A 17,709-nucleotide genomic window follows, 5' to 3' on the forward strand; every position below is an offset into this window, starting at 1 on the left:
GTGAGCCGCGGGCGCGGGCGGCCAACCGCTTCCTGGCCGTAGGGCGGCGTTCAACTGGAGTTCGGCGGAGCACGAGAGGGTGCGGGGCGCAGACCACAGGGGAAGCCACCGGCCGTCCAGGAGATGACAATGCCGCTCACCCGGAGAAACTTCGCCAAGCGTTCCGCCCTCACCGGCGCCTCGGTGGCGCTGGCCGGCAGCGTCGGCGTCCTGGCCACCGCGCCCGGCGCGCTCGGCGAGGAGCTCCCGCAGGCGGACCCCGGCGACGCGGCGGGCGGCACGGCCCTCGGCTACGGCCCGCTCCTGCCGGACCCGGACGGCATCCTCGCGCTGCCCGCCGGATTCTCGTACCGGATCATCACCCGCACCGGCGTGACCACGCTGGAGAGCGGCGAGTCCACCCCCTCGAACCACGACGGGACCGGCACCTTCGCCGGCCACCGCGGCACCACGCTGCTCGTCAACAACCACGAGCTCAAGGGCCCGCGCGCCAACTGGCCGCACCCGGTGCCGCTCGCCGAGGGCCTGGTCTACGACCCGGCGGCGGCCGGCGGCTGCACCGTCGTGGAGGTCGCCAAGGACGGCACGCCCGTCGGCGAATGGGTCGGCATCGCGGGGACGTCCACCAACTGCGCGGGCGGGACGACTCCTTGGGGCACCTGGCTGACCTGCGAGGAGAACGAGGACAAGGCCGGCGACCACGGCATGACCAAGGACCACGGCTATGTCTTCGAGGTCGACCCCCACGACCGGGCGGCCGGCCGCGACCCCGAGCCCATCAAGGCGCTGGGCCGTTACCCCCATGAGGCCGTGGTCGTCGACCCGAAGCGCGGCCATCTGTATCTGACCGAGGACGCCGCCGGTCCCAACGGCCTGCTCTACCGCTGGACTCCGCCCAAGGGCTTCGAGCACGGCCGCGGCAAGCTGCGCACCCTGGCCGAGGACGCGGGTGTGCTGGCGGCTCCCAAGTGCTTCGACTCCGGCGGCCGGTACGTCGACGACCTCTCGCGCGCCACCAAGGTCGGCACGGTCTACGGCGTCGACTGGATCGAGGTGCCCGACCGCGACGCCCGGACGGTCTCGGTCCGCAAGCAGTTCGCGGAGGGGGAGGTCACCCGCGCCCGCAAGCTGGAGGGCATGTGGTGGGCGGACGGCGGCGCGTATGTGGTGTCGTCCTACGCCCGCGAGGAGAGCCCGGGCCGGCACGACGGGCAGGTGTGGTTCTACGACCCGCGACGGCGGACGCTGACACTGAAGATCCGCTTCGGCGTCAACCCCGACCCGGACCGGGACGGCGCCTTCGACGGGCCGGACAACATCAGCGTCTCCCCGTACGGCGGCCTGATCATCGCCGAGGACGGCGAGGGCCTCCAGCATCTCTTCGGGGCGACGGAGGACGGGCGGACCTACCCCGTCGCCCGCAACGAGCTCAACATGGGCACCCCGGACAAGCCGGAGTACAGCGAGTTCACCGGCCCGGTGTTCTCGCCCGACGGGCGGACGCTGTTCGCCAACATCCAGGAGCCGGGGATCATGCTGGCGATCACGGGGCCGTGGAAGCGGGTCCGCTCCGGGCGGTAGCGGCGACCGGCGCCGCGGGGTGCGAGGGCCGGTGCCCGCTCACCCCGCGGCCGGGGTCACAGGGCCGCGGCGCCCGGTTTGACCATGCCGCGCACGGTGCGGGCGTCGACGAACTCGCCCATCGCGGTCATTTCCCATTCGCCGGAGAACTGGCGGATGAGCTTGGCCATCAGCACGCCGGTGCGTGGTTCGCCGTGGGTGAGGTCGAAGCGGACCAGCTCCTCGCCGGTGGTCGCATCCGACAGCCGGCAGTACGCCTTGGCGACGTCGGAGAACTTCTGGCCGGAGAAGGAGTTCACGGTGAAGACCAGGCCGGTGACCTCCTGGGGGAGGCCGCCGAGATGGACGGTGATGGCCTCGTCGTCGCCGGAGCCGTCGCCGGTGAGGTTGTCGCCGGAGTGCTGGATGGCACCGTTGAGGATCATCAGCTTGCCGAAGAAGCAGTTGTCGATCTTCTTGCGGTCCGGGCCGTAGGCGATCACGGACGCGTCCAGGTCGATGTTCTTGCCCCGGTAGGCGGGCTCCCAGCCCAGGCCCATGGCGACCGAGCCGAGCAGCGGCCGGCCGCCCTTGACGAGGGAAACGGTCTGGTTCTTCTGGAGGCTGACCCGGCCCTTGTCGAGATTGACCTTGCCGGTGCCCGGGGCCGGGGCGGGCGGGGCCGGCGGCGCGGGCGGGGCGGCCTGGGCCGGGGCGGGCGCCACCGGGGGAGCGGCGGGGGCGGGCGGCGCGGGCGCGGCCGGCGGCGTTTGCGGGGCGGCGGCTGCCGGTTCGTCGACGGTGACGCCGAAGTCGGTGGCGATCCCGGCGAGCCCGTTGGCGTAGCCCTGCCCCACCGCGCGGACCTTCCAGGCGCCGTTGCGGCGGTAGATCTCCATGACGACCAGCGCGGTCTCCGGGCCCAGCCGCGGTGGGGTGAAGGTGGCGAGCACGCTGCCGTCGTCGGCGCTGCGGACCGTGCCGGTCGGCTCGGTGCCCGCGAAGGTGGCGCCGGGCGCGTCCAGGCTCGCGGTGACCACGATCTTCTCGATGTCCGCGGGCACCGCCGAGGTGTCCACCGTGATGGTGTCGCCGCGGCCGGCGGCCGCCGCGGAGTGGGTCACCCCGGGGCCGCTGGGCTGGTTGTAGAAGACGAAGTCCGCGTCGGAGCGCACCTTGCCATGGGCGGTGAGCAGCAGGCCCGACACATCCAGCCGCGCGGGGGCGGTGACATCCACCGCCACCCGCGCCGTGGTGAGCGGGAGGTTCGAGCCGGGAGTCATAGCGGTCATATCAGGGGTAACGAACGGCGCGCCTTTGCGGTTCCATTACTCGCCGTCAACGGCGTATCAGGGCCCTGCCGTTCCCCGGCGCGCGTCCGCGGCCGTCCTCAGCGTCGTTCGCGGGAATTGCCGAACAGCAGCCGGTAGGCGATCAGCAGGACCAGGGCGCCGGCGATCGCGGCGATCCACATGGACGGTTCGCCGATGTTCTGGGGGATCGGGCGGTGCAGGAACTTCGTGGACAGCCAGCCGCCGATGAACGAGCCGGCGATACCGATCAGGGTCGTGCCGACCACGCCGCCCGGATCCCGCCCCGGCAGCAGGATCTTGGCCACCAGGCCCGCGATCAGCCCCAGTACGAGCCACGTGATGATGCCCATGATGCCTTCCTCGTTCCTGCCGTGAGGTCTTGCCAAAAGGTTCCTGCCCCGCGGGCCGGTCCGTACACGAGGACGCCGCCGGAAGCGGACCGGTTGCACGGCGTGGTGCGCGCCACGTTCCCGGCGGCCGTTTCATGGGCGTTCCCCGCGCCCCCGTCAGCGCCCCCGGTTCAGTACGGCCACCGGGGAGGGTCGGTGCAGAAGGCGCCGCCCAGGTGGGCGTGTTCGGGGTTCGCGGGGTCGAGTGCGCCCTGGGCGGCGAGCAGTCCGGCGGCGTACGGCTCGGAGTCGTCCTGCGGGTCGTAGCCGAGGGCGCGGGCGGCGGACAGGTCCCACCACAGGCGGGTGTTGGCGGAGGAGCCGTAGACGACGGTGTGGCCGACAGCGGGGGCGGTGAGGGCGGCGTGCAGCAGGCGGGCGCAGTCGCCGGGGCTCAGCCAGATCGACAGCATCCGTACGGAGGTGGGCGCGGGGAAGCAGGAGCCGATGCGTACCGAGACGGTCTCGATGCCGTGCAGGTCCCAGTAGAGGGACGCCAGGTCCTCTCCGAAGCCCTTCGACAGGCCGTAGTAGGTGTCGGGGCGGCGCGGGGTGTTCACGGGTATGGAGGCGGAGCCGTCCTCGGGGCGCGGGGTGAAGCCGACCGCATGGTTGGAGGAGGCGAAGACGACCCGCCGGACCCCGGCCTCCCGGGCCGCCTCGTAGAGGTGGTAGGTGCCCTCGATGTTGGAGCGCAGGATCTTCTCGAACGGGGCCTCCAGGGAGATCCCCGCGAGATGCACGATCGCGTCGACCCCGGCGAGGGCCGTGCGCAGCGCCTCCTTGTCGCCCAGGTCGGCGGTGACGGCATCCGGTGCGCCGTCGACCGGCCGCCGGTCGAAGAGCCGGAGCCGGTAGCCGTACGGGGGCAGCAGCTCGCGCATCAGGGTGCCGAGGCCGCCGGCGGCGCCGGTGAGCAGAACGGTGCGGGGTGCGGGCATGGGCGGGGCTCCTTCGAGGCCGGACGGCCGTATGGGTGGACGGCATTCACATGCGTGGGCACGCTAGGAAGGCACGCACACCCGGTCAAGACACTTGACCGGCGCGGTGAATCCGCTTGCCGTCAGCCATGTGAGGTGCGTTCCGACCGGGGCGCCCCACGCACTCGTCAGGGAGGGCCCATGACCGCACCCCCCAGCTCGCAGGCCGCCTCGACGGACCGCTGTTCTTCCCCGTGACCGCCTTCGCGCCCGAGATCGCCCTCGCCTTCCGCCGGGCCCTGCTCACCGGCGGCCGGGACACCGTCGACCGCCTCCTGGACGGGTTTCCACCGGCCGCCGGCCGAACTGCGCTCCCAGGGCCGCGGATACGCCGTATCGCCGGTCAAGGCCGGGGTGCGGCTGCGCGGCCGGGACGTCGGCGAGGTCCGGCCGCCGCTGGACGCACCGGACCCGGTGCACGTCGAGCGGCTCGCCCGGCTGATCGGGCACGGGCGGGAACCGGCCGCGGCGCCGCGCGGTATCCGATGTCCGTGTGCTGCTGTCCGGTCTGCGCGGCGGCATACACCGAACTGGGGCTGTGCGATGGGGAGTTGAGGGCCGCCGTAAGCGCCCCCGCTCAGCCCCCGCCGCCCCGGTGACGCCGTCGCAGCACCCAGCTCCCGCCCGCGGCGGCGGCCAGCATCAGGGCCGCGCCCAGGAGGACCTCGGTGGTGCCGGGGCGTTCGGGCGGGGCGCCGGCGCCGGTCTTCATTCCGCCCCGGGGCTTGGGGCCGGACCTGGTGGCGGCGCTCTCCTCCTGCCCGGCGGTCGCCTCGCCGCTTCCGCCGCGGGCGGCGCTGACCATGCCGGTGAGGTCCTTGCCGTCGGCGCAGCTGCCGCCGATGCCGTAGTTGCCCGGCCGGGTGTCCGGACGCAGGCTCAGCTCGCCGACCAGCGCGCCCCCGTCGCCCGCGGGCCGCAGGGTGAGGGTGCCCCCGCCCAGCGCGCTGGCGTCGATGGTCGCCGAACGGCTGCGCCCGCAGTCCCGGGTGGCCAGCGACACCCGTGCGCCCGCCCGGGCCGGCTGCGGGGTGGCCTCGACCTCGCCGAAGTCACCGGCGGACACGGCGGGCGCGGCCAGGCCGAACGCCGCGGCGGACAACGCGGCGCCGGTGACCAGCCGGGGCAGGCGCCAGGATCGCGGGGTGCGCATGGCAGGGACCTCCACGGAGCGCGGCCTGCGGCACGCCGTTGTGCCACGGGGAGGAAGGCCCGCACCTTCTGGTCTCCGAGCTAATCGCCCCGGCGGCGGGCGGGCCCGTCCGGCCGGGACGAACGGGTGACGGCCGCGGCGGCGCGCGCAGGGCGCGGGAGGCGGGAGGCGGGAGGCGCGGGGGGCGCCGCCTCAGAGCCGGCGGGTGGCCAGCGTCAGCCGGTCGCGGGCGTCGAACAGCAGGTCCTTGATCATCTGCTCGTGGTCCGGGGTGAGCCGGGCCACCGGGACCGAGCAGCTGATCGCGTCCCGCGCCGGGGTGCGGTAGGGGATCGCGATGCCGAAGCAGCGCAGGCCCAGGGTGTTCTCCTCGCGGTCGACCGCATAGCCCTGTTCGCGTACCGCGTGCAGCTCCTCGATCAGCGCCTCACGGTCGGTGAGAGTGTGTTCGGTCAGCGCGGCGAGGGTCGGCGGCAGCATGCCGCGGACCTGGTCGTCGGTGTACGTGGCGAGCAGCGCCTTGCCGAGCGAGGTGGAGTGCGCGGGCAGCCGGCGGCCGACCCGGGTGAAGGGGCGCAGATAGTGCTGCGACTGACGGGTGGCCAGATAGACGACATTGGTGCCGTCCAGGCGGGCGAGGTGGATGGTCTCGGTGGTGTCGTCCGAGAGCCGGTCCAGCGTGGGCCGGGCGGCGGCCACCACCTCGTCGCCGTCGATGTACGAGGTGCCGACCAGGAGGGCGCGCACGCCGATGCCGTAGCGGGTGCCGGTCGCATCGGTCTCGACCCAGCCCAGCTCGACCAGGGTGCGCAGCAGCATGTAGAGGCTGGACTTGGGATAACCGACGGCCTCCTGGACGGCGGCGAGGCTGTGCATACCGGGGCGGCCCGCGAAGTACTCCAGCAGCTCCACCGTCCGCACCGCGGACTTGACCTGCGATCCACCGGTATCGGCAGCTGGCATCGCCCTTGACCCCTCTGTTCGGACCGCCATAGAGTCCCAGCTATTCACCATCTGAGACATCGTTCAGCATATCGAACGGCGTCCAGGGTGCGGCAAGTGTTCTTGCGAGAGGAATGCACGGTGGCAACAGCGGCAGCGGCACCAGTCTGGAGCGTCGACCCCCGAACCGGGAAGCAGCGCGAACAGGTTGCGGTGGAGGCCACAGCGGCGGAGGTGGACCAGACCGTACGGGCCGCCCACCAGGCGCGTACGGCGCTGGCCGGCCGCCCGGAGCGCGCCGCGCTGCTGCGCCGCGCCGCCGACCTGCTCGACGAGGCGGGCCAGGCGGTCATCGAGGCCGCCGACGCGGAAACCGCACTCGGCCCCGGCCGGCTCACCGGCGAACTGGCCCGCACCACCTACCAGCTGCGGGCCTTCGCCGACAGCGTGGACGAGGGCGCCTTCCTCGACGTACGGATCGACCACGCCGACCCCGCGCTCGCCCCGCCGCGGCCCGATCTGCGCCGCTACAAGATCCCGCTGGGCACCGTCGCGGTCTACGCCGCCTCCAACTTCCCGCTCGCCTTCTCCGTCCCCGGCGGCGACACCGCCAGCGCGCTGGCGGCCGGCTGCCCCGTCGTCGTCAAGGCACATCCCGACCACCCGGCCACCTCCGAACTGTGCGCCGCCCTGCTGCGCCGCGCCGCCGCCGAGACCGGTGTGCCCGAGGGCGTGGTGGGCCTGGTCCACGGCCTCCAGGCCGGGCTCGACCTCGTCCGCCATCCGCTGATCACCGCCGCGGGCTTCACCGGCTCGGTACGCGGCGGACGCGCCCTGCACGACGCCGCCGCGGCCCGTCCGCACCCCATCCCCTTCCACGGCGAGCTGGGCAGCCTCAACCCCGTCGTGATCACCGAGGCCGCGGCCGCCGAACGTGCCGAGCAGATCGGCGCCGGGCTCGCCGGATCGATGACCCTGGGCACCGGCCAGTTCTGCGTCAAGCCCGGTCTGGTCCTCGCGCCCGCGGGCGACGGCGGCGACCGGCTGCTGACGGCGCTGACCGATGCCGTCAGCGACACCGAGGCGGGCGTCCTGCTCGACCAGCGGATGCGGCAGGCGTTCCTCGACGGGGTCCGCAGCCGCGGCCGGCTCGCCGGCGTCGACGCACCGGTGACCCCGGGCGCGGGCGGTGAGCACACCGTCAGCGCGGGCTTCCTCACCGTCCCGGCGGCCCGCCTGGCCGCCGAAGGGCCGCACGACCTCCTCCTGGAGGAGTGCTTCGGCCCGGTCACGGTCCTCGTCCGCTACACCGACGACGCCGAGATCGCCGCCGTCCTCGCCCGCCTGACCGGCACCCTCACCGCCACTCTCCACCTCGGCGAGGCGGAGAGTGCCGGGACGGACCCGGCCGGACGCGGCGCCCGGCTGCTGGCCGACGTCACCCCGCTCGCCGGACGCGTCGTCGTCAACGGCTGGCCCACCGGCGTCGCCGTCGCACCCGCCCAGCACCACGGCGGCCCCTACCCGGCGACCACCTCCACCGCCACCTCCGTCGGCTCCGCCGCCGTCGACCGCTGGCTGCGCCCGGTCGTCCACCAGGACACCCCGCCCGCCCTGCTCCCGCCCGAGCTGCGCGAGGACAATCCGCTCGGCCTGCCCCGCCGCGTCGACGGCCGCCCCGAGAGCGGGTAACGGCGTGCCCGCACCGCACGAGGAAACCCTCCGGGTCCGCGCCGCCGGCCCCGCGGACCTGGCGGCCATCGCCCGCCTGCACACCGCCGTCCGCGCCGCCTACCAGCGCGCCCGCTTCCCCGACGCGCCCTTCGACACCGCCGCCGAACACACCCGGCTGCACACCGCCTGGCACCGCGCCCTCGGCCCCGACCGCACCCCCGTCCTGTGCGCCGTACGCCAGGGCACCGTCGTCGGTGCCGCCGCCTACCGCCAGGACGTCCACGGCCCCGCCACCGCCGAACTCCACCAGCTGCATGTCGACCCCGGCCACTGGGGCACCGGCGTCGGCCGCGCCCTGCACACCGCCTGTCTGCACGCCTGGCGCGCGGCGGGCTGCTCCCGTGCGGTCCTCGACGTCCTGTGGCACAACCACCGGGCCCGCTCCTTCTACGCCCGCCTGGGCTGGCGGCCCGACCCGCAGCGCCGCCCCGCCCCCGACGCCACCCACCTCGCGCTCACGCTCCCGCTGACGGCTCCCGCCGCGCAATGAGCTGGAGCCGCCCGACGGTCCGGCCGTCCAGCGTGCCCACGATGTCCTGCCGCTCCTGCACCACCACGAAGCCGGCCGCGCCCACCAGGCCCCGCAGCCACTGCGGCGGATGGTGCCGGAACACCCCGCCGTCGGGCGTCTCGAACACCCCGTAGGTGCCGTGCCGCCCGGCGAACCGCTCGTAGCGCTCCCGGTTGAGCGGATCGCTCTGCAACGGCACATCGCTCAGATACAGCACACCGCCGGGCCGCACCAGCCGCCCCAGCTCCCGCACGATCCGCTCCTGGTCCGCATCCCCGGTCACACACGTCAGCACCGCGAACAGCAGCGCCGCATCGAACGCCGCATCCTCGAACGGCAGCGGAAACCCCGGCCAGTGCAGCAGCTCCACCCCCGGATGCGCCCGCCGTCCCCGCTCCACCAGCGCCGCCGAGAAGTCCACCCCGCACACCGACCGGTACCCGAGCCCGGCCAGCTCGGCGGTCAGCCGGCCGTACCCGCAGCCGTAGTCCAGCACCCGCGCGCCCAGGGGCACGAACTCCTCCAGCAGCGCCGGGTCGAGCGGATGGGTGAAGGTCTTGGCGGCACCGGTGGTCTCCCAGAATCCGCCCGTATCCCGTGACGAGGTCATGCCCGGACCGTACCCGGGGAATAGCCGGCGGCACCGGCGGGTTGTACCGGCGTCCGCCGACGGGATGGCGGGTCCGCACCCGGCAACGGGAACCGAACGAGGAAAGCAAGCCCCATGCGCGTCGAAATCTGGTCCGACATCGCCTGCCCCTGGTGCTACATCGGCAAGGCCCGCTTCGAGGCCGGGCTCGCCGCGTTCGCGCAGCGCGAGAGCGTCGAGGTGGTGCACCGGTCCTTCGAGCTGGACCCCGCGGCGCCCGCGGCCACCGATGTGCCGGTGCTCGACATGCTCGCCGCCAAGTACGGCGTCAGCCGCGCGCAGGCCGAGGCCATGGAGGCCCGGGTGGCTCAGGCAGCGGCCGAGGAGGGCCTGGACTACCGGTCCGACCGGATCCACGGCAACACCTTCGATCTGCACCGCCTGCTGCACCTGGCCACCGCGCACGGCGTCCAGGACGCGCTGCTCGACGCCCTCTACCGGGCCAACTTCGCCGAGGCCCGCCCGCTCGCCGACCCCGCGGTGCTCACCGAGATCGCCGTCGCGGCCGGGGTGCCCGCCGAGGAGGCCGCCCGGGTGCTGGCCGACCCCGAGGCGTACGCCCAGGACGTACGCGCCGACGAGCGCGAGGCGGCGGAGCTGGGCGCCACCGGTGTGCCGTTCTTCGTCATCGACCGCAGGTACGGCATCTCGGGCGGCCAGCCCGCCGAGGTCTTCCGGCAGGCGCTGGAGCGGGCCCACGCCGACGGAGCCATACAGGTGTTGGCGGCCGACGAGGCCGGGGTGTGCGGGGACGACGGCTGCGCGGTGCCCGGCAGCTGAGTGGCGGGCGGTGGAGTGGCGGGCCGCGCCATGGACGCGGCGCGGACCGTCCCGCACAGTGGGACCATGCAGCGACCTGCGCCACTGGGCGGGGCGGAATTCGCGCCCGAGACGACGTACCTGAACACCGCGGCCAGCGGCCTGCTCCCGCGCAGCAGCGCCGATGCGCTGCGGGCCGCCCTCGACGAATCGGCCTCCTACGGCACCATGGGCCGCGACTACTTCGGACCGGCGGCCGCCGCACGGGCCGCCTTCGCCCGGCTGGTCGGCCTCCCCGGGGAGCGCGTCGCCGTCGGCGGCTCGGTCGCGGTGCAGTCCGCGCTGATCGCCGCCTCCCTGCCGCCCGGCTCCGAAGTGCTGGCCCCCGAAGGCGACTTCAGCTCCCTGGTCAACCCGCTCGCCGTGCGCCCCGGCATCACGCTGCGCACCGTACCGCTGGAGCGGCTCGCCGAGGAGGTCCGGCCACAGACCGCGCTGGTCGCGTTCAGCGCGGTGCAGTCGCTGGACGGCCGGATCGCGGACCTGGCGGCCGTACGGGAGGCCGCGCGGACCCATGGGGCGCGGACCTACCTCGACGTCACCCAGGCCGCGGGCTGGCTGCCGCTGCGCGCCGACGACTTCGACCATGTGGTGTGCGGCGCCTTCAAATGGCTGCTGTGCCCGCGCGGTACGACCTTCCTGGCGTTCGGACGCGAGGGCACCTCGGGCGGTGAGGCATGGCCCGAGGCGCTGCATGCGGGCTGGGTGGCCGGCGAGGACCTCGCCGCGTCGAACTACGGCCCGCTGCTGCGGACGGCCCCCGGCGCCCGGCGCTACGACGAACCGCACGCCCACTTCTCGTATGTCGCCGCCGAGCGGTCGCTGGCGCTCATCGAGGAGCTGGGCGTGGCGGCGATCCACGCCCACAACACCGCGCTCGCCGACCGCTACCGCGCCGGGCTGGCCGAACGCGGCCTGGTGCCCCGCCCCGCACCCGGCTCGGCGATCGTCTCCACGCCGGGCCTGACGGACGCGGAGCCGCGGCTGACCGGAGCCGGCGTGCAGGTCGCGGTGCGCGAGGGGCTGCTGCGGGCGGCCTTCCACCTCTACAACTCGGCCGACGACGTCGACCGGTTGTTGAAACTGATCTGAACGGCGCCGGGGTCGAAGGCGATCTGAACGGCGCCGGGGTCGAAGCCGATCTGAACGGCGCTGACCTGAACGGCGCCGGGCGGGAATGCCTGCGCCCGGCCGCGCGCTGACACAAGGGCCAGCACACCCACAGCAGTTGGAAGGGCCTCAGTGACCACTGCGTTCGACCCCGTAGACCTCGCCGGCCTCCCGCTCGCCAACCGCATCGTCATGGCGCCGATGACCAGAAATCGCGCCACCCAGGGCGGCGGGGTGCCCACCGACTCGATGGTCGCCTACTACGCCCAGCGCGCCGGTGCCGGACTGATCGTCACCGAGGCCGCCCAGACCGCCGTCGTCGGCCAGGGCTATCCGTTCACCCCCGGCCTGCACACCCCCGCGCAGGTCGCCGGGTGGCGCCGGGTGACCGATGCGGTGCACGAGGCGGGCGGCCGGATCTTCGCGCAGCTGTGGCACGGCGGCCGGATAGGCCACCCGGTGCTGCTGCCGGACGGCCTGATACCCGTGGGGCCCTCCCCGGTGGCCGCCGACGGCCAGGTCTTCACCGAGGACGGGATGAAGGACTGCGTCACCCCGCGCGAGCTGACCGACGCCGAGATCCACGAGACCGTCGACGGTTTCGCCGCGGCCGCCCGCAACGCCCTGGAGGCGGGCTTCGACGGCGCGGAGATCCACGGCGCCAACGGCTATCTGGTGCACCAGTTCCTCGCGCCCAACAGCAACCGTCGCACGGACGCATGGGGCGGCGACGCCGAGCGGCGCAACCGCTTCGCCGTGGCGGTGACCCGTGCGGTGGCCGAGGCCATCGGCGCGCACCGCACCGGGCTGCGCCTCTCGCCCGGCAACCCCTTCAACGGTATCGACGAGCCCGACCCCGAGTCGCAGTACACCACCCTGCTCCAGGCCGTCGAACCGCTGGGCCTGGCCTATCTGCACGTCTGCGACGTCTCCGACCGCGCGCTGCTGGCCCGGTTGCGCAAGCACTTCACCGGCACCTTCGTCCTCAATCCGGCCAACGGCGGCCGCCCCACGGGCCTTGCGGACCTGGGCCTGATCGAGGACGGCAGTGCCGATCTGCTGGCCTTCGGACGGCAGTTCCTGGCCAACCCCGACCTGCCCCGCCGCCTCGCCCTCGGCGGCCCCTTCAACACCCCCGACCGGACGAGCTTCTACGGCGGCGACGACGGCGGCTACCTCGACTACCCGGTGCTGGACGACTGACCGACGGCAAGGACGACGCCGAGCGCGACGGCCGCGCGCCACTCGCCCGTGACGACAACGGCGCGGCCGCCGCACGGACCTGTGCCGTGCGGCGGCCGCGCCACCGAACCCGTGCCGTACCGGGCTACTTCACCGGCGTGAAGTCCCGCGCACCGATGTAGTCCGGGCGCCGGACCGGCGCCGCGAACGGCTCCTCCGCGGCGTTCTCCACGCTGTTGAACACGATGAACACATTGCTGCGCGGGAAGGGCGTGATGTTGTCGCCCGAGCCGTGCATGCAGTTGCAGTCGAACCACGTCGCCGAACCGGCCTTGCCGGTGAACAGCTGGATGCCGTGCGCTTCGGCCAGCTTGGTCAGCGCATCGTCCGACGGCGTTCCGGCGTCCTGCATCTGCAGGGACTTCTTGTAGTTGTCCCTGGGCGTCTCACCGGCGCAGCCCAGGAACGTCCGGTGCGAGCCGGGCATGATCATCAGCCCGCCGTTGGTGGCGTAGTTCTCGGTCAGCGCGATCGAGACGGACACCGTCCGCATCCGGGCCAGACCGTCCTCGGAATGCCAGGTCTCGAAGTCCGAGTGCCAGTAGAAGCCGGAGGCACCGAAGCCCGGCTTGACGTTGATCCGCGACTGGTGGACGTAGACGTCCGAGCCGAGGATCTGCCGTGCGCGGCCCACCACGCGCGGATCGGAGACCAGCTTGGCGAACACCTCGCTGATCTTGTGCACCTCGAAGACGGACCGGACGTCCTGAGTCGTGGGTTCGACGATGGAGCGCGGGTTGGACCGCATCTCCGGGTCGTTCACCAGCCGGTCCAGTTCGGCTCGGTACACCGCGACTTCGTCGGGCGTGATGAGCTCCTCGATGGCGAAGAAGCCGTCGCGTTCGAAGTCGCTCAGCTCGGACGGCGCGAAGGGGCCGGCCGCTCCGGGCTGCGACCACACCACCGGGTCCTGCCGCGGAGTGAGGACCTCGGCGGCCCCACGGGTCGGGTACAGGTCGGCGATGCGCTCGGGTGCGGTGGTCATGGTGTTGCCTTCCTCTCCTCTCGTACGTGCTATCAGCTACTTGCCGGTGTTGCGTTCCTCTCGGCTGCCGGACGGAGCAGACGGGTGACGCGCCGACCCGGTCAGACCAGGTCGGGCTCCGCCTCGGGTTCGGTCAGCAGCGGGTAGACGCCGTTCTCGTCATGGTCCTCGCGGCCGGTGACCGGCGGGTTGAAGACGCACAGGCAGCGGAAGTCCTTCTTGATCCGCATGGTGTGCTTCTCGTGGCCGTCGAGCAGATACATCACGCCCGGCGTGATCAGGTGCTTCTCGCCGGTTTCGTCGTTGGTCAGCTCGGCCTCGCCCTCGGTGCAGACGACCGCCTCGATGTGGTTGGCGTACCACATCGAGGTCTCGGTGCCCGCGTAGAGCACGGTCTCGTGCAGGGAGAAGCCGACGCGCTCCTTGGCGAGCACGATGCGCTTGCTCTCCCAGGTGCCCGATTTGGCCTTGACGTGGCGGTCGGTGCCCTCGATGTCCTTGAAGGATCGGACGATCACGGTGGTCGTGCCTTTCTGTGAAACGGTCGGGGAGCCGGGGCCGGCCGGGGGTCCGGCCGGCCCCGGGGGCGGTCAGGCGCAGTCGCGGACCGCGCGGGCGAGGGTACGGAGCCCCTCGTCCAGCTCCTCGGGCGTGGTCGTCAGCGCCGGAAGCAGCTTGACGACCTCGCTCTCCGGGCCGGAGGTCTCGATCAGCAGACCCAGCTCGAAGGCGCGCTTGGCAATCTTGTTGGCGAGGCTCTTGTCGACGCACTCCAGGCCCCACACCATCCCGCGGCCGCGGTACTCGGCGAAGGTCCCCGGGTGCTCCTCGACGATCGCCTTGAGGTGCTCCTCGACGATCTCGCCGCGGGCGAGCGTCTGCTTCTCCATCTGCCCGTCGGCCCAGTACGTGTCGAGCGCGGCGGCGGCGGTGACGAAGGCCGGGTTGTTGCCGCGGAAGGTGCCGTTGTGCTCGCCCGGCTCCCAGACGTCCAGCTCCGGCTTGAACAGGGTCAGCGCGAGCGGCAGCCCGTAGCCGCTGATGGACTTCGAGACGGTGACGATGTCCGGCACGATGCCCGCCTCCTCGAAGGAGAAGAAGGCACCGGTGCGGCCGCAGCCCATCTGGATGTCGTCGACGATGAGCAGCATGTCCCAGCGCTTGCACACCTCGGCGAGCTGACGCAGCCACTCGGCGCGCGCGACGTTGATGCCGCCCTCGCCCTGCACGGTCTCGACGATGACGGCGGCGGGCTGGTTCAGGCCCGAGCCGGAGTCCTCCAGGAGGCGCTCGAACCAGATGAAGTCCGGGGTCTGGCCGTCGAGGTAGTTGTCGAACGGCATCGGCGTGCCGTGCACCAGCGGGATACCGGCGCCGGCCCGCTTGAACGCGTTGCCGGTGACGGCGAGCGAGCCCAGCGACATGCCGTGGAAGGCGTTGGTGAAGGACACGATCGACTCGCGGCCCTTGACCTTACGGGCCAGCTTCAGCGCGGCCTCGACCGCGTTGGTGCCCGTCGGGCCCGGGAACATGACCTTGTAGGGCAGGTCACGCGGCCGCAGGATGATGTTCTGGAACGACTCCAGGAACGCCCGCTTGGCCGTGGTCGACATGTCCAGGCCGTGGGTGACGCCGTCCCGCTCGATGTAGTCGATCAGGGCGCGTTTGAGGACCGGGTTGTTGTGGCCGTAGTTCAGTGATCCGGCGCCGGCGAAGAAGTCGAGGTAGCTGTGGCCGTCCTCGTCGGTCATCCGGCTGCCCTGCGCGCGGTCGAACACGGTCGGCCAGCCGCGGCAGTAGCTACGGACCTCCGACTCCACGGTCTCGAAGACGCTCAGGTCGGGCTGGGTGATGGTCACGGCAAGCTCCAGGGGAGATGAGTGCGGAGGAAGTGCGAAGTCTGTGGGGGCGGGGCGGCGGGTCCGGCGCGGCGCGGCACGGGGGGAGTGCGGTGCGCGGCTTCCGGTCCCGTGGGCCCCTGCACGGTGGTGCCGTACGGATACGGCCTGCCGCACGGGCGCGGGCATACAGGGCGCGGCGTTCGGTGCCGGTCCTGCTGCCCGCCGGGGCCCGGTCAGTCCATGCGTCCCGGTGGCGCCTCGAACGGGCCGATGAGGTGCAGCACCTCCGGCTCGTGGCCCTGCTCGGGGAAGAGCCCGGCGTCGAAGAGCACCTCGTGCCGGAGCCCGGTTCTGTGGCGTTCGGCGAAGGACGCGAACAGCCGCATGGAGGCGGCGTTGTCCGGCGTGATGGTGGTCTCGACGTAGCGGACGCCCAGGTCGTCCACGGCGCGGGTGGTCAGCCCGTCCAGGAGAGCGGCCGCCAGCCCCTGGCCACGGTGCGCGTCATCGACGGCGACCTGCCAGACCACGAGGGTCTGTGGGCGCTCGGGGCGGATGTAGCCGGTGACGAAGGCAGCCGGCTCGCCCTCCGCGTCGCGGGCGACGACGGAGGTGGCGGCGAAGTCCCGACACCACAGCAGGTAGCTGTAGGAGGAGTTGAGGTCCAGAGTCCTGGAGTCGCGGGCGATACGCCAGATCGCGGCTCCGTCCTCCATGCGTGGGGTGTCGAGCTTGAAGCCCTCCGGCAATTCTCTGATATCGCTGTGGGCACGTGCATGGTCTGCTTGTGCGGCGGTCATGGGAATTAAATTTACCGAGGGAAAAAGGAAATTGCATCGCGGGCAGGGGTTACGCAAGCGATCCGTCTGTGTTATCGCGCGGGTGCGTACGAGCGCGCGACGAGGTCGCAAAATGTACCGGTTTGCCCCGGAAGTTTGGGGTGAAACGGGCACGCTGTGTAGTCGGTCACAGCTCCGTAACGTCGCTGAGATCCGTCCGAATTCTGACTACTTGGCACTAGCGAAATCTTGGTGTTTGAGCTGCGCAAAAGCGGGCAGAAGAATACGGGAAGCTGGCTTCTGAAGAATTGGGAATTCGCAACCGGAAGCTCCGCGCCACGGTGTGCTGGAAGGAAATCCGGGTAGTCGCACGGGTTTCCGGGAAACCACCGGCGAATTACGGCGGCGGCGCCCGTGCAGCGCCCCTGGGGCGGCCGTGGACGGTGGCCCCCCGGCCGCAGGGCACCGCGCCCTACAGTGCCTGTATGACGTCCATGAGCGAAGGTGCGGCGCTGCACCTCAAGGGGAGGGTCCTGACCGGGCCGGACGACGTACGCGACGAGCTGTGGGTTCTCGGCGGTCGGGTGACGTTCGAACGGCCCAGTGGGATGCGGGAGGTCACCACCGTCGAGGGCTGGGTGCTGCCGGGCCTGGTCGACGCCCACTGCCATGTCGGCCTCGACGCGCACGGCCCGGTGGACGCCGAGACCAGTGAGAAACAGGCCCTCACCGACCGTGACGCCGGCACCCTGCTGATCCGCGACGCAGGGTCACCGTCCGATACCCGCTGGATCGACGACCGCGACGACCTGCCCCGCATCATCCGCGCCGGCCGTCACATCGCGCGTACCAAGCGTTATATCCGCAACTACGCCCACGAGATCGAGCCGGACGACCTGGTCGCCTATGTCGCCCAGGAGGCCCGTCGCGGCGACGGCTGGGTCAAGCTCGTCGGTGACTGGATCGACCGCTCGACCGGCGACCTGAGCGCCTGCTGGCCGCCCGGCGCCGTCGAGGCCGCCATCGCCGAGGCGCACCGCCTCGGGGCCCGCGTCACCGCCCACTGCTTCGCCGAGGAGACCCTCGCCCCGCTCGTCGAGGCCGGTATCGACTGCATCGAGCACGCCACGGGCCTGACCGAGGACACCATCCCGCTGTTCGCCGAGCGCGGCGTCGCCATCGTCCCCACCCTCGTCAACATCGCCACCTTCCCGCGGCTCGCCGACGGCGGCGCGGCGAAGTTCCCGAAGTGGGCGGACCACATGCGCCGTCTGCACGCCCGCCGCTACGACACCGTGCGGGCCGCCTACGACGCCGGCGTCCCGATCTACGCCGGCACCGACGCCGGCGGCTCCCTCCCGCACGGCCTGGTGGCCGACGAGGTCGCCGAACTCATGAAGGCCGGCCTGCCCGCCGAAGCGGCGCTCTCCGCCACCACCTGGGGCGCCCGCGAGTGGCTCGGCCGCCCCGGCCTCACGGAGGGGGCCCCCGCCGACCTGGTGGTCTACGAGTCCGATCCGCGACTGGACGTCCGGGTGCTGGGGGCGCCGCGGCTGGTGGTGCTGCGGGGGCAGGCTTCTCCCCACGTTGTCGGCTGACCGTCCGCTGCGCTTTGCCTGGGCCGACGGTTTCGGCTGTCTCGCCGTTTCGCCTGCGGCGGGCTGGGGTTGTTTGTCGGCCGCGGTGCCGGACTTACAGACTT

At 72.6% G+C, this 17,709-nt stretch carries 17 protein-coding genes and 1 pseudogene; 8 read left to right on the forward strand and 10 right to left on the reverse strand.

Annotated elements, in window-relative coordinates:
• The first annotated feature begins 129 nt into the window (after positions 1-129).
• Positions 130-1,581: an alkaline phosphatase PhoX gene (locus tag SNA_RS10470; RefSeq protein ID WP_030069245.1), complete on the forward strand. Its 1,452-nt coding sequence runs from the start codon at positions 130-132 to the stop codon at positions 1,579-1,581.
• A gap of 56 nt (positions 1,582-1,637) precedes the next feature.
• Here the strand turns inward: SNA_RS10470 and SNA_RS10475 are convergent, their stop codons facing one another.
• The 3 genes from SNA_RS10475 to SNA_RS10485 all read right to left on the reverse strand — a co-directional run bounded on the left by SNA_RS10475 (position 1,638) and on the right by SNA_RS10485 (position 4,203).
• A complete protein-coding gene (locus SNA_RS10475) occupies positions 1,638-2,843 on the reverse strand; it encodes a TerD family protein (protein ID WP_044364486.1) in 1,206 nt (401 codons plus the stop codon).
• Positions 2,844-2,950: 107 nt separating this feature from the next.
• The gene (locus SNA_RS10480) at positions 2,951-3,223 is read right to left on the reverse strand and encodes a GlsB/YeaQ/YmgE family stress response membrane protein (RefSeq protein ID WP_030071390.1); all 273 of its coding nucleotides are present in this window, start codon (positions 3,221-3,223) and stop codon (positions 2,951-2,953) included.
• A gap of 170 nt (positions 3,224-3,393) precedes the next feature.
• Positions 3,394-4,203, reverse strand: a complete 810-nt coding sequence (locus SNA_RS10485) for an NAD-dependent epimerase/dehydratase family protein (RefSeq protein ID WP_044364478.1) — start codon at positions 4,201-4,203, stop codon at positions 3,394-3,396.
• 233 nt (positions 4,204-4,436) lie between these two features.
• Between SNA_RS10485 and SNA_RS43730 the strand changes: the two are divergent.
• Positions 4,437-4,797: pseudogene (locus SNA_RS43730) on the forward strand (hypothetical protein); the annotation flags it as partial.
• A gap of 22 nt (positions 4,798-4,819) precedes the next feature.
• Here the strand turns inward: SNA_RS43730 and SNA_RS10495 are convergent.
• Together SNA_RS10495 and SNA_RS10500 are read right to left on the reverse strand one after the other, a co-directional pair.
• Entirely contained in the window at positions 4,820-5,395 is a 576-nt protein-coding gene (locus SNA_RS10495) for a hypothetical protein (protein ID WP_030071384.1), read from the reverse strand.
• 192 nt (positions 5,396-5,587) lie between these two features.
• A complete protein-coding gene (locus SNA_RS10500) occupies positions 5,588-6,358 on the reverse strand; it encodes an IclR family transcriptional regulator (RefSeq protein WP_030071382.1) in 771 nt (256 codons plus the stop codon).
• A gap of 120 nt (positions 6,359-6,478) precedes the next feature.
• On the opposite strand from SNA_RS10500, the gene SNA_RS10505 reads away from it, so the two are divergent.
• Positions 6,479-8,029, forward strand: a complete 1,551-nt coding sequence (locus tag SNA_RS10505; protein WP_044364480.1) for an aldehyde dehydrogenase (NADP(+)) — start codon at positions 6,479-6,481, stop codon at positions 8,027-8,029.
• 4 nt (positions 8,030-8,033) lie between these two features.
• A complete protein-coding gene (locus tag SNA_RS10510) occupies positions 8,034-8,561 on the forward strand; it encodes a GNAT family N-acetyltransferase (RefSeq protein WP_030071381.1) in 528 nt (175 codons plus the stop codon).
• Here the strand turns inward: SNA_RS10510 and SNA_RS10515 are convergent.
• Positions 8,527-9,192, reverse strand: coding sequence for a class I SAM-dependent methyltransferase (locus SNA_RS10515; protein ID WP_030071379.1), 666 nt, complete (start codon positions 9,190-9,192; stop codon positions 8,527-8,529). The two genes, SNA_RS10510 and SNA_RS10515, sit on opposite strands and share 35 nt — an antisense overlap.
• 114 nt (positions 9,193-9,306) lie before the next feature.
• Between SNA_RS10515 and SNA_RS10520 the strand changes: the two genes are divergently transcribed.
• The 3 genes from SNA_RS10520 to SNA_RS10530 all read left to right on the forward strand — a co-directional run bounded on the left by SNA_RS10520 (position 9,307) and on the right by SNA_RS10530 (position 12,363).
• A complete protein-coding gene (locus SNA_RS10520) occupies positions 9,307-10,011 on the forward strand; it encodes a DsbA family oxidoreductase (protein WP_044364483.1) in 705 nt (234 codons plus the stop codon).
• Between the two features lie 66 nt (positions 10,012-10,077).
• Positions 10,078-11,142: an aminotransferase class V-fold PLP-dependent enzyme gene (locus SNA_RS10525; RefSeq protein WP_044364488.1), complete on the forward strand. Its 1,065-nt coding sequence runs from the start codon at positions 10,078-10,080 to the stop codon at positions 11,140-11,142.
• Between the two features lie 150 nt (positions 11,143-11,292).
• Positions 11,293-12,363, forward strand: a complete 1,071-nt coding sequence (locus tag SNA_RS10530) for an alkene reductase (RefSeq protein ID WP_030071375.1) — start codon at positions 11,293-11,295, stop codon at positions 12,361-12,363.
• Between the two features lie 124 nt (positions 12,364-12,487).
• On the opposite strand, the gene thpD is transcribed toward SNA_RS10530, so the two are convergent.
• The 4 genes from thpD to ectA all read right to left on the reverse strand — a co-directional run bounded on the left by thpD (position 12,488) and on the right by ectA (position 16,028).
• Positions 12,488-13,387 (reverse strand): ectoine hydroxylase, encoded by a 900-nt coding sequence (gene thpD / locus SNA_RS10535; RefSeq protein ID WP_030071373.1) that lies wholly within the window; start codon positions 13,385-13,387, stop codon positions 12,488-12,490.
• 101 nt (positions 13,388-13,488) lie between these two features.
• Positions 13,489-13,905 (reverse strand): ectoine synthase, encoded by a 417-nt coding sequence (locus tag SNA_RS10540; protein WP_030071371.1) that lies wholly within the window; start codon positions 13,903-13,905, stop codon positions 13,489-13,491.
• A 72-nt stretch (positions 13,906-13,977) separates the two neighbouring features.
• Complete coding sequence (gene ectB / locus SNA_RS10545; RefSeq protein WP_030071369.1) at positions 13,978-15,246, reverse strand: diaminobutyrate--2-oxoglutarate transaminase; 1,269 nt, start codon at positions 15,244-15,246, stop codon at positions 13,978-13,980.
• Between the two features lie 215 nt (positions 15,247-15,461).
• Complete coding sequence (gene ectA / locus SNA_RS10550) at positions 15,462-16,028, reverse strand: diaminobutyrate acetyltransferase (protein WP_030071367.1); 567 nt, start codon at positions 16,026-16,028, stop codon at positions 15,462-15,464.
• A 473-nt stretch (positions 16,029-16,501) separates the two neighbouring features.
• On the opposite strand from ectA, the gene SNA_RS10555 reads away from it, so the two are divergent.
• On the forward strand, positions 16,502-17,605 hold the full coding sequence (locus SNA_RS10555) for an amidohydrolase family protein (RefSeq protein ID WP_030071365.1): 1,104 nt from the start codon (positions 16,502-16,504) through the stop codon (positions 17,603-17,605).
• Positions 17,606-17,709: the final 104 nt, after the last annotated feature.

It is taken from the genome of Streptomyces natalensis ATCC 27448 (genome assembly GCF_000935125.1).
Taxonomy (GTDB): Bacteria; Actinomycetota; Actinomycetes; order Streptomycetales; family Streptomycetaceae; genus Streptomyces; species Streptomyces natalensis.

Bases quoted from the DNA above. Each gene is read 5' to 3' on its own strand.
- SNA_RS10470 (WP_030069245.1), top strand. From the start codon at position 130: ATGCCGCTCACCCGGAGAAACTTCGCCAAGCGTTCCGCCCTCACCGGC.
- SNA_RS10475 (WP_044364486.1), bottom strand. From the start codon at position 2,843: ATGACTCCCGGCTCGAACCTCCCGCTCACCACGGCGCGGGTGGCGGTG.
- SNA_RS10480 (WP_030071390.1), bottom strand. From the start codon at position 3,223: ATGGGCATCATCACGTGGCTCGTACTGGGGCTGATCGCGGGCCTGGTG.
- SNA_RS10485 (WP_044364478.1), bottom strand. From the start codon at position 4,203: ATGCCCGCACCCCGCACCGTTCTGCTCACCGGCGCCGCCGGCGGCCTC.
- SNA_RS10495 (WP_030071384.1), bottom strand. From the start codon at position 5,395: ATGCGCACCCCGCGATCCTGGCGCCTGCCCCGGCTGGTCACCGGCGCC.
- SNA_RS10500 (WP_030071382.1), bottom strand. From the start codon at position 6,358: ATGCCAGCTGCCGATACCGGTGGATCGCAGGTCAAGTCCGCGGTGCGG.
- SNA_RS10515 (WP_030071379.1), bottom strand. From the start codon at position 9,192: ATGACCTCGTCACGGGATACGGGCGGATTCTGGGAGACCACCGGTGCC.
- SNA_RS10520 (WP_044364483.1), top strand. From the start codon at position 9,307: ATGCGCGTCGAAATCTGGTCCGACATCGCCTGCCCCTGGTGCTACATC.
- SNA_RS10525 (WP_044364488.1), top strand. From the start codon at position 10,078: ATGCAGCGACCTGCGCCACTGGGCGGGGCGGAATTCGCGCCCGAGACG.
- thpD (WP_030071373.1), bottom strand. From the start codon at position 13,387: ATGACCACCGCACCCGAGCGCATCGCCGACCTGTACCCGACCCGTGGG.
- ectA (WP_030071367.1), bottom strand. From the start codon at position 16,028: ATGACCGCCGCACAAGCAGACCATGCACGTGCCCACAGCGATATCAGA.
- SNA_RS10555 (WP_030071365.1), top strand. From the start codon at position 16,502: ATGAGCGAAGGTGCGGCGCTGCACCTCAAGGGGAGGGTCCTGACCGGG.